11 protein-coding genes are annotated in these 11,357 nt (G+C 35.1%); 4 read left to right on the top strand and 7 right to left on the bottom strand.

Translation table 11 applies throughout. The features are described 5' to 3' along the window. Window positions 1-64: 64 nt before the first annotated feature. The 5 genes from ACQV2S_RS05715 to ACQV2S_RS05695 all read right to left on the bottom strand — a co-directional run bounded on the left by ACQV2S_RS05715 (window position 65) and on the right by ACQV2S_RS05695 (window position 4,619). Complete coding sequence (locus ACQV2S_RS05715) at window positions 65-889, bottom strand: metal ABC transporter permease (RefSeq protein ID WP_428873159.1); 825 nt, start codon at window positions 887-889, stop codon at window positions 65-67. Then, entirely contained in the window at window positions 847-1,542 is a 696-nt protein-coding gene (locus ACQV2S_RS05710; RefSeq protein WP_428876081.1) for a metal ABC transporter ATP-binding protein, read from the bottom strand. The genes ACQV2S_RS05715 and ACQV2S_RS05710 overlap by 43 nt, the downstream gene beginning before the upstream one ends. 23 nt (window positions 1,543-1,565) lie before the next feature. Beyond that, window positions 1,566-2,543: a metal ABC transporter solute-binding protein, Zn/Mn family gene (locus ACQV2S_RS05705; protein ID WP_428881989.1), complete on the bottom strand. Its 978-nt coding sequence runs from the start codon at window positions 2,541-2,543 to the stop codon at window positions 1,566-1,568. A 151-nt stretch (window positions 2,544-2,694) separates the two neighbouring features. Continuing rightward, on the bottom strand, window positions 2,695-3,900 hold the full coding sequence (locus tag ACQV2S_RS05700) for a YcjF family protein (RefSeq protein WP_428885162.1): 1,206 nt from the start codon (window positions 3,898-3,900) through the stop codon (window positions 2,695-2,697). Between the two features lie 20 nt (window positions 3,901-3,920). After that, a complete protein-coding gene (locus ACQV2S_RS05695; protein ID WP_428885160.1) occupies window positions 3,921-4,619 on the bottom strand; it encodes a zinc metallopeptidase in 699 nt (232 codons plus the stop codon). Window positions 4,620-4,923: 304 nt separating this feature from the next. Here ACQV2S_RS05695 and ACQV2S_RS05690 point away from each other — a divergent pair, with 304 nt between their 5' ends. Both ACQV2S_RS05690 and ACQV2S_RS05685 read left to right on the top strand, forming a co-directional pair. Further along, window positions 4,924-5,247, top strand: a complete 324-nt coding sequence (locus ACQV2S_RS05690; protein WP_428885158.1) for a helix-turn-helix domain-containing protein — start codon at window positions 4,924-4,926, stop codon at window positions 5,245-5,247. A gap of 421 nt (window positions 5,248-5,668) precedes the next feature. Further along, entirely contained in the window at window positions 5,669-6,076 is a 408-nt protein-coding gene (locus tag ACQV2S_RS05685) for a transposase (RefSeq protein WP_428875430.1), read from the top strand. 65 nt (window positions 6,077-6,141) lie between these two features. On the opposite strand, the gene ACQV2S_RS05680 is transcribed toward ACQV2S_RS05685, so the two are convergent. Further along, window positions 6,142-7,452, bottom strand: coding sequence for a uracil-xanthine permease family protein (locus ACQV2S_RS05680; protein WP_428881986.1), 1,311 nt, complete (start codon window positions 7,450-7,452; stop codon window positions 6,142-6,144). Window positions 7,453-7,679: 227 nt separating this feature from the next. Here ACQV2S_RS05680 and ACQV2S_RS05675 point away from each other — a divergent pair, with 227 nt between their 5' ends. Then, a complete protein-coding gene (locus ACQV2S_RS05675; protein ID WP_428885156.1) occupies window positions 7,680-8,363 on the top strand; it encodes a hypothetical protein in 684 nt (227 codons plus the stop codon). Between the two features lie 44 nt (window positions 8,364-8,407). Here the strand turns inward: ACQV2S_RS05675 and ACQV2S_RS05670 are convergent, their stop codons facing one another. Beyond that, window positions 8,408-9,685, bottom strand: a complete 1,278-nt coding sequence (locus ACQV2S_RS05670; protein WP_428885154.1) for an RNA polymerase subunit sigma-54 — start codon at window positions 9,683-9,685, stop codon at window positions 8,408-8,410. A gap of 242 nt (window positions 9,686-9,927) precedes the next feature. Between ACQV2S_RS05670 and pepD the strand changes: the two genes are divergently transcribed. Beyond that, entirely contained in the window at window positions 9,928-11,343 is a 1,416-nt protein-coding gene (pepD, locus tag ACQV2S_RS05665) for a beta-Ala-His dipeptidase (RefSeq protein ID WP_428875245.1), read from the top strand. The last annotated feature ends 14 nt before the right edge of the window (window positions 11,344-11,357 follow it).

The following is an 11,357-nucleotide window of genomic DNA, read 5'->3' as shown; positions in this document are numbered from 1 at the left end:
ATCTCGGGTCTTATTTTAAAGGTTATAGCAAAAATGGACTTATGATACAGCCCCTTAAAAATTATCAATGCTTATGTTTGCGTAAGTATCTTTGTAGGCTTTGAACAACAGCTACTAAAACGAATATCAAAATAAATATTAAAGTAATAGATGCTCCAGGAGGGGTGTCTAATCTGTAGGAAGCGAATAATCCCAAGTAAATTCCCACGATGTTTATCACAAAACCAATCGCTATTGCTTGTTCAAAGGACCTAGAAAGTCTAATAGCTGTTGAAGAAGGAATCACAATTAATGCTGATACTAATAAAACACCAACAATTGGCATCATAATGGAAATAGCAACCCCTGTTAAAATTGAAAAACAAGTTGAAATAAAACGAACCGGCAGTCCTGCTGTTTTAGCAGTAGCTTCATCAAAAGATATAATATAAAGTGGTTTTCTAAAAATTAGATATAAGCATAAAATCACCAGCGCTAGTCCAATTAATAAATAAACCTCTTGATCTTGAATTAAGATAATCGATCCAAACAGATATTGGTCTACTTTAAATACACCACTATTGGAATTAAAGCTTAGAAGAAACAAGGCTAAAGCCATACCAGTGGACATCATTAAAGCCACAGATATTTCAGTGAAATGTCTATACACCGTTCTAAGATACTCAATTCCCAGTGAAGCAATCACAACAATCACTATGGTCGAGTATGTAGGTTGGATACCTAGTATAATTCCTAAAGCAACTCCAGCTAAAGAAATATGAGATAAGGTATCTGCCATTAAAGATTGCCTTCTGAGAATGAGGAAGAGACCTAAAATAGGTGTTATAAAGGACATGGCTAATCCTGCTATAAAGGCGCGTTGGATGAAGTCATACTGAAACATCTCCAAGGAGAACCCTCCTCTCTAATTAAGCGAATTTCACGATCATAGAAGCCTTCAATTTCATCATCAGCATGTGTCACCATCATGATGGATTTACCATGATGCTTGGTAAGATGTTGCAAAAGTTGATAGAACTTTCGGCGTGATTGGCTATCCATACCGTTTGTCGGTTCATCTAAAACATATAAATCTGGATCCAATGCAAAAACGCGCGCTAAAATAATCCGCTGTTTTTGGCCGCCTGAAAGTTGCCCGATTAATTTATCTCGCATATTCGCCATACCCACTGCTTCAAGGGCACGATCAACGTGTTCATAATCTTCAGCATCTAAAGATTTAAACCATCTATTTTGACTGTAACGACCCGACTCTACAAAGCGCTGAACCGTGCTAGGGAAGCCTGAATTAAAGGCGGAAATGTTTTGTGCAACATAACCCAACGATAGCTTATCTCCTGCTTTATTTTTTTTGGCAATACTTATTTCTCCTGTTGCTGGCTTTAACAGACCGATAATATTTTTAACTAACGTTGACTTAGCCGCTCCATTTTCTCCCGTTAAAATAACAAATTCTCCGGATGCGATATCAAAAGTGATATTATTCAAAACTTTTTCTTCTTCATAATAAAAAGACAAGTTTTTAACGGATAACACCTTCATTTTTGGCCTCCTTACACTAGTTTCTAATTTTGAAGTAGTTGTTCAAGATTTTTACGCATTAATGTAAAATAGTTTTCCCCTGCTGCTGCCTCTTCCTCAGAAACTAATTCCAAAGTTCTTAAGGGCAGTAATTCTGCTTTAGTAGAGCTTGCTACTGTTTGAGCAATCTTAGAATCAATAGCAGGATCAACATAGATTTTGTTCACTTGTTTTTCTGCTAATAGCTTTTGCATTTCAGCAATTTGTTTGGCTGAAGGTTCTTGATCTGAAGAAAGTCCTCCAATTGAAATTTGCTCTAAACCATAGGCCTGAGCTAAATAGCTAAAAGCTTTATGTTGAACCACGATGGTTTTATTTTCTAAATCTTTTAATTTAGTCTGAAATTCTGTATTTAATGCTTCAAGTTTTTCAACCAAAGCCTTACAGTTCTCTTCATAGACCTTCTGATTATCAGGATCTATTTCTATCATTGCCTCTTTAATGTTTTTGGCTTGTTGACTATAAACCATTGGGTCTAACCAGGTATGAGGGTCAAATTCATGAACGTGTCCTTCGTGACCATGCTCTTCACCTTCATGATCGTGCTCTTCACCTTCATGATCGTGCTCTTCACCTTCATGATCGTGCTCTTCACCATCACCGGATAACAAATCAATGCCGTCGGTTGATTCTAAAACTTTGGTAGTATCTAAATCAACTAAAGACATTAAATCCTTTATAAAAAATTCCATTTCATCATCTTGATAAATAAATAGATCACTTTCTTGAACTTTAATTGCAGCTTGTGCACTTGCTTCATAAGCGTGAGCATCTTGATTGGCATCTAGTAGCATAGAAACCTCCATTTTATCTCCTGCTATTTCTGAAGCCAAAAAGTACACTGGATAAAAAGTGGCCATAACTTTTGGCCTATCTTGTGCAGAAACAATTTTAAAAGTTGTATGACCTACCATCGCTAGACTTAAAAAGATAGTAGCTATTATTTTCATTAGTTTATTCATATTATTTTACCCTCCATTTAAATAGTAATAGTTACATATATCTTTATGTATAGTATCTTCCTACTAGAAGTTTGTCAAGGTAAATTTTAAGATATAATTCACTAAAAAAGCGGTAAGTCCTCTATTAAGAAGGCAAACCGCTAAATTGATATTACTCGTATTGATCTAAACTGTTAGTCATCCATTCTGGTAATGAATCTTTGACCTTGTCGGGAAATCGATGACTGATTGTTTCGAGCTCCTGACCAAATGTCTTGCGCATCAAAGCTGTTATCTCCTTAGGTAATAACTGTTTCCCTTGGTTCTCTGCAAGCGTTATCTGCTTTAGTATTTCAATGTATGAATAAGCTAATGCTAGAGTAACAGTTGAGGCAGTAAAACCATTAACCATTCCTCCTGTAACTGATCCCACTCCTGGCACCCATTTAGCAGCTGACGAAGCTAGGTACTTACCCACCATACTCGCTAAACCTGTCCCTCCTACCCCAGCCATCATACTAACAATTTGTTTTTTATCGATAGACAAGCCGAATATACTAGTAATGTGAGCTAGCATTGTAATTTGGATAGGAACTAAAAGAGCTGAGTCAGCAATCGGTAAGGGGGTTAGACCAATTCCAAAAGTTGTTTTCATATACTTGTTTGCCCAACTTCTAGATTGAGCTATTTTTAAAGCCAAGTCTACTCGTTGGGCATTAATAAAAGCCTTCTCTACCTCTTCCGGAACAAACTCATAACTATGTTTAGTCAACTCTTCTAAGCCATAAGCTTTAATTTTTTGGCCACCTGCTAATTCAAAGTCTTTGGCTAAAACAGGAATAACCACTTTGACTTGAGGGACTGCTTTTTTAACAGAATCTTTAAAGCCTTTAATATCCTCACCAATTGCTTGTGTTAAGACCACAATAACCGGCAGTTCTTGAGCCAGCATTGCAATTAGGGTAATTTCTTGCGGTTCAATTCTTGCCATCGTCGCATGGATACAATAGTAAACCAAGTGAATAGGCTCTACCGCATCGCCTTTTTTAGCGTCCTTTACTAAATGAAGTAAGTGTTGGATACTTTCATCTTGCGACTTTGAATGTAACTCTAATCCTTTAGTATCATAGATAACTAGTGGTAAGCCTTTTTTAGTTATTTTCTGGACCTTTTGAGTCACTGGAAGACCTACTCCTGTTGAAGCAATATTTTCTCTAAAAAGAGCGTTCACAAGAGTGGATTTTCCCGATCCCGTTTTACCAGCGAGTAAAATGCGAATGGGCTCCATCTTTTCCACTTCCTGATCTGCTTGCCTTAATAGATCAAGTGCTAAGTTAAGATTTAAAGGACTAGTCTTAAATTTCTTCCATAAATCCATAATTCGCCTCCATCTATGCCTTAATTCCTACGCGAGCGATTAGATAAAATTATTAGCCTTAAAATTTGTAAAGCCGTTGAAAAAGTAGCCGCTATATAAGTAAAGGCTGCTGCATTCAAAACTTTACGAGCAGCGGGCAACTCCCCTTGAGTGAAGATATCTAGCTGTTCCAAAGAAATTAAAGCCCGTTTACTTGCATCTAGTTCAACTGGTAAAGTTACTATTTGAAATAATAAAGCCGTTGATAGTGCAATGATACCAATTGTTACCAATCCTATCATTTGGAAAAGAAAACCCAAAATGATAATTGGCATACCAATCATTGAGCCAAATTGTGATACGGGAACTAAAGCTGATCTTAATTTTAGAAATTGGTAGTTCTTAGCATCTTGCACGGCATGACCACACTCGTGAGCTGCAACTGCTACCGCTGCTACAGAGCTGTTGCTATAAGTAGCTTCCGATAATCTTAAGATTTTCTCTTTGGGACTGTAGTGGTCTGTTAAGTTCCCAGCTACTCTTTCAACTCTCACATCTTGAATTTGATTTGCTTGCAGAATTAATTCCGCGGCTTCTTGTCCACTTATATTACGCTCACTCATTAATTCGCTGTATTTAGCAAAGGTTGATTTAACCTTCCATTGAGCATACATTACAATAGCCATACCTATTAGTATTAAAATATATGTTGAATCAAAATAAAAACCGTAGGGGTACATTGAATTCCTCCTTTAAAGTTCAAACACTATAAACAGTATTCTATCAAAACTTCCTTTGGTTTTCTATTTTAGTAACTTTTAGATGAAAATTTCCCAGTCCTGATACTTAAATTAAAAAACATTTAGAAATGTACTGACCCCTTAAACCCGAACAAGGATTTAGGGGGGTTGTATGGCAAAATATAATTTTGAATTTATATTATAGTTAGTAAGAGAAATCGAAGAAGGATATGAAAGAAAATTTCTTTCAAGAAGGTCTGGAGTCAAAGCTTCAAACGTTTCTAATTGGATAAGACAAGATAAAATGTATGGAGAAAAAGGACTTAGAAAATCTATGTCTAAAACTAAATACAGCGGAGAATTAAAAAAATCTGTAATAAAATATAGGCAATACAATGAACTATCCTATAGAGAAACAGCAGAGTACTTTAAAATTAATAATCCTTCAATAATTGCTAATTGGAAAAGAAAATATAAACAAGAAGGTTTTGAAAGATTCAATGCTAATGAAGGAAAACCTATAAAGAATGGGGATACGACTATGTCTAAAAACACCGATAAATCAAATGAAATTAAGAAGTTAAAAAAATCAAAGAGAAGAATTAATAGAGCTAAGGCAAAGAAATGAATATCTTGAAGCAGAAATACTCTATCTAAAAAAGTTAGATGACTTAATTCAAAAGAAAAAATCTCAAACAAAAAAAGACAAAAATAGTACTTGAAATAGGCTAGTTAAACCGGATATTAAGTTAAAAATATGGCTTGATATAGCAAAACTACCAAGAACGTCTTTCTACGAATGGAAAGAAAAGCGAGATAGAGTTAACCATAAAAGAGTATTAAGAATCATGAAAGTTAGTAAACTTCTATGTAAAAATTTCCACATAAGAACAATGAAATATAGCTCATATAGAGGAGAAATAGGTAGGATAGCAGATAACAAATTAAATAGAAACTTCAAAGTAGAAAAAGCTAATGAAGTATGGGTGAGTGATATAACAAAACTTAAAGTTAAATCTTCTGAAAACAGGTTATAACTATCACCAATAATGGATTTGTTTAACTGTGAAATAATATCATATCATTTAAATATATCACCTACTGTATATTTTACCAATAAGTCCTTAGAAGATGCTGTAAAGAAACTTCCACAAGATCACCATTTAATAGTTCATACAGATCAAGGATTTCATTATCAACCTAAGTCATGGGTAAAAATCCTTGAAGATAACACTATAAAACAAAGTATGTCAAGACGAGCTAATTGTCTAGACAATTCGCCTATGGAAAACTTCTTTGGGCTTCTAAAACAAGAAATATTTTATGCGATTAAGTATGATAGTATAGATGAATTAGCTGAAGAAATAAAAAGATCTATTTATTGGTATAACCATCATAGGCTAAAAGAAAAATTAAACGGCCTTTCACCTATTGAATATAGGTTGCAGGCCGCATAATTAATTTTAATATTATTGTTCGTGTTTATGGGTTCACATCAAAATTCTAAATGCTTAATTATTTTTTATTTTAATTCAGGTAACATAGCATTCAAAGTAATTCCTACCAGTGCACTTAAGGCTGTTCCGGAAACAACAAATGAGCCTCCCAAATCTAAAACAGCTCCCCCCAATCCGATAACCAACATAGCTGAAGCAATAATTAAATTTCTAGATTGTGAAAAGTCAGTGTGATCTTTTATTAATACCTTCAGACCATTACTAGCAATCACACCATACAATAGAATCGACATTCCTCCCAATACTGCGGAAGGTATTGATGCCACTAAAGCATTAAATTTGCCAAAGAAAGATATCAAAATAGCTAGAAAAGCTGCATTTCTAATGACACTAACAGATGCAATTCTTGTTAAAGCAATCACACCAGAGTTTTCACCATAAGTTGTGTTTGCAGGACCACCAATTAAAGCTGAAACGAAAGTAGCTAACCCATCTCCTGCTAAAGTTCGGTGTAATCCTGGCTTTGATAAAAAATTACGATCACAAATTTCACTAAGAACCACATGATCACCTGTATGCTCAGCAATGGTAACCAAAGCAATTGGTAAAATCGCCCAGGCTTCTGGTCCAAAATAAAACTTATATTGTTGCCAATTTGCAACAGGTGTAGCAAATGGAAGGGATAAATCCGGCAAACGAATCCAACTAGCTTCTATTACGGGAGTATAATCAACGATTCCAACCATTAACGAAAGAAGATAGCCGCCAATAATAGCGATTAAGAATGGAATTACTTTAAAGAAGCCTTTACCAAATATCTGCATGTAAACTGAAATGAGTAGCGTTCCTACTGAAACGAAAATGTTTCGCCAATCCCCACCCGATACAAAGCCAGCATTATTTACTGCAGAAGAAGCTAATCCTAAACCGATAACAATAATCATCGGCCCAATAACAATCGGTGGTAATATTTTATTCAACCAATCGGTGCCGGTATACTTGATTACTCCAGCAATCACAACGTAAAATAAACCGACCATCATGATTCCAGTTTGCGCTGCAGAAACATCCCCACCTAGTTGTTCCATTGCTAAAGCCATGGCAGCAATATAAGCAAAAGAGGATCCCAAATAAACAGGCACCTCCCCTTTTGTTATAGTAAGGTAAATCAATGTTCCTATCCCACTTGCTAACAAAGCAGTTGAAACAGATAGCCCTAAAATTAAGGGAACTAAGATCGTTGCTCCAAACATAGCAAAAACATGTTGGAAACTTAATAATAATCCTTTGGTAAACTCCGGCTTTTCGTGAGGTTGCAGCAATAGCGTCATTTTATCTTTTGAATTTTCCATTTTAATCTCCTTATATGAAGGCATAAAAAAGAGCCCTTTATTTGAAAATAAGGACTTAAAATACTCAGTAGACTTTGGCATCCTCGCTGGAATGCATTAAAAGTCCTTATATTTCTAATCGATTTTATCATTGTTTGACCAAGTTGTCACACTCTTTTTAGGATTTAATTTAGTAATTTGTTATCAACTTGTTACCTAATATCCATATTTTTCTGATACACTGATGGAACGAAACAAAAAGGAATGATTTCATGAAAAAAATACTTAGCCTTATGATTGCATCTCTTTTATTATCTGCCTGTCAGATTTTCCAATACTTTCAAGAACCAACCGCTAATGAGAAAAATGAACAATCAGAATGGGCTGCTGTCTCCCAAGACCAAATAACTAGTCAAACAACTGAAAACCTTGAATCAGAAGATAGCCAAAAGGAGCAAACAGAAAAAAATAAACAGAGCAATACAGCCCCTCGCTTTTTAAAAGAGAAATTAAGCGTTTCTTCTGATTTCCCTAATTTGACACTTCCAGATGAAGTGCCTCAAGATATTAATCAAGCCATGGAAAGCTATTATCTAAATAATTTTACAAATCAAGAGCAACAAGTTAATAAAAATAAAGTAGCAAGTAAGGCTTTGAATCAAATCCTTACACAAATTAATTCAGAGGAAGATTTAAGCCAACTAGATGTTTCTATTGATCAAAGCCAATTCCAAATCAATGGAGAAACAATCTTTATTCCTCGCATCATCGTACCCTTAACTTACCAAGAAGCCGAAAAGATTGCCAGTGATAACGATACACGTTTAATAAACCACGCTTTAACACAAGTAGGAAACCGATTAGTGCTATTAGCTTATTATCGTCCTCAAACAAAGGAACTTATTCCTATGCATCTGGTCAATTCAACACACTCACTCTTTTTCTATCAGCAATAAGCATAAGGTCCCAGCCATTTGTTAAATGGCTGGGGCTTTATGCTTTATCCTTTTGCTTGCTTTTTTAGAATGTTTTGACGATAGCGCTCTACTAAACGATGACTGATAATGATTTTTTTATCTGCCAGTTGATCGATAATTTCTTGATCAGAAACATCTTGGCCATGCTTTGTTATAACATCTTGAATAAAAGCTTGAATATTTAGAGCAGACAACCCACTACGTCCGACTTTTGCTGAAATATTAATAAAATCCGAAAGTGGAGACACATTCTCTCCATAAGCGAGGTTCTTATTGATAATAATGCGACTGACAATAGACTCAGATAAGCGCAGCTGATGAGCAATGTCTTTAATTAATAAAGGCGTTGGGCTTTTGTCTTCTCCTTTGAGATATTGCAGCTGAGATTGAACGATAATCTTAGTCACTGCAATTAACAATTTCTCTCTAGAGCGAATACTTGATAACATTTGCTGGTAGAATTCCTTATGCGGTTGGATATATTCTTGAAGCTCAGTATTATTTTTAGCTTCCATTTCATCATAATAATCTTGATCAAAAATTAGCCGTGGATAATACTGACGGTTAATGTGAATTTGTATTTCTTCTCCCATGAGTTGCAGTTCAACATCTGGAATCAAATTAATTCGCTCAATTCGTTCATATAATGAAGATGGGCGTGTCCGCAATGTATGGTAATAATTAACAATTTGTTGGATTTCAGCTAGCGTTAAGTTTGTACGCTCCATAATCTCTGCATAATCTTCTTCTAATAATTCAGCAAAATAATTTTCTAATAAAAAATAGGCATGATTTGGCGAATGTTGGTCTTGGTCTGTTTGCAACATTAGACATTCTTTCAAATCATAAGCCCCAATCCCAGTCGGCTCTAATTGTTGAAAAAGAGTAATGGCATCTAAGGCAATCATAGGGTCTATTTGTAGTTTTTTTGCAAGTTCTCCATATTTATAAGGTAAATAGCCACGTTCATCTAAAAAGGGAACCATTTGCACCATAGCATCTCTAATCGGTGTTTGCCTATATAACATAATCTGCTCGAAAAGGAAGGTTTCTAATGTTTGAGGAGAGCTTGGACTTTGAATATCAATATCTGGATCAGCTGCAGGCCTTCTTTCTTGTAAAATCTGGGAAACCTTATGCTCAATAGGGTATTCAAACTCTATAAACGGATTATCCAAAAACTTTTCTTCAAAATAATAGGTTAGCTGTTCGCCATTTAAGTCTAAAATTTCTAAAAGTAATGGATTTTGTGTGACTTCTTCTTGTGTAAGCGATCGAAAAATTTTTACTTCTTCTGACATCTAATCACCTTCTTTCTGACTTTTATCATTCTCTCTCTATTATAGCTAATGCTTAGAATTTCGTCTAATCATAATTCTTGTACTAGCACAATTTAATGTGCTTAAATTATTTAAAAAGACTAAAATTTTAAAAATAATTTTGAAAACCTTTGTATCTGCTTTTTTTTAGTTTTATAATCAACTTAGAAGCCATTTGATAGCGTTTGATTTTGTCGACGCTTAAGATGAAAGGAGAAATTAAATTGTTAGAAAATCTACAACCTAATCGAGTCTTCCACTACTTTGAAGAGTTAACCAAAATACCTAGAGAATCTGGTAATGAACAAGCAGTTAGCGACTACCTGTATCATTTAGGAAAAGAATTGGGTTATGAAACTATTCAAGATGAAGCTAATAATATTATTATTAGAAAGCCAGCCCATCCCGACTATATGGATCATGAACCAATCATCATTCAAGGACATATGGATATGGTGGCTGAAAAGGCAGAAGGCATAAAACACGACTTTGCCAAAGACCCTATTCCATTGGCAGTAGAAGGGGATTGGGTTAAAACCAAAGGGACAACCTTAGGAGCAGATGATGGAATTGCAGTAGCTATGGGTCTAGCAATCATTGAAGACAAAGAAGCTAAACACCCTGCTCTTGAATTGCTGGTTACTACGGATGAGGAAACCACCATGTCTGGTGCACGAGCTGTAAAAAAAGAAAATATTCGTGGCAAAAAATTAATTAACATTGATGCAGAAGAAGAAGGCATCTTACTGGCCGGTTGTTCTGGTGGCCATAACCTTATTGGTAAGCAAAAACTTAAATATCAAGCTCGCCAGTTAAAAAACACTTTTGAATTAACCATTAATAATATGTTAGGTGGACATTCAGGAATGGAAATCCACCAAAAAAGAGGAAACGCCATTAAATTTGCCTTACAGGCTATGAACTTAATTAAAGAGGTGTCCGACTATGAATTAGTGTCGATTGTCGGCGGATCAAAACATAACGCGATACCCCGCGATGCAAGAGTAGTATTTGCATCAGATGAAGAAGATTATTCCATTGATTTTACAAACTTAATCGCTAAATATCCTCTTGATAAAGACATGCAAGTAACCATTAAAAAAATTGATAATATAGATGAGGTCTTATCGGCACAAAGCCAAGAAAATATTGAGCAATTTATCGCTGAAGTCCCACACGGTGTCTATAGTATGATGGAAGAATATCCTGATATTGTTGAGTGTTCTAACAATCTCGCTATCTTTGATATTCAAGATCGTCAATTAAAAGTCACTATTTCCCTTAGAAGTTCGAATCCTGAATCTTTTGATAAACATACTGAAAATGTGACAAAAATCTATCAAAAAAATGGATTTGATGTGATTGAAGCAGATTATTATCAAGCTTGGGAATTTGCAAAAGAGTCTAGTCTTAGAGAGACTGCCCTAGAAGCATTTAAAGAGACTTTTAATAAAGAAATGAAAGTTGAGGTTGTCCATGCTGCTCTTGAACCGGCTGTTTTTACAGATACTTTCCCTGAAATGGAAATGATTGCAGTAGGCCCTACGATGAAAGACGTGCATAGCCCTAATGAAAGACTTTCGATTTCTTCAACTGAAAGAACCTTTAAATTTATCAACAAATTGCTTGAAAAGCTTTAGAGAAAAGCTTTAGA

It is taken from the genome of Facklamia sp. P13064, from assembly GCF_050409425.1.
Taxonomy (GTDB): domain Bacteria; phylum Bacillota; class Bacilli; order Lactobacillales; family Aerococcaceae; genus Facklamia.
Note: the sequence above shows the minus strand (reverse complement) of the source record. Positions and strands in the feature narration are given on the sequence as shown.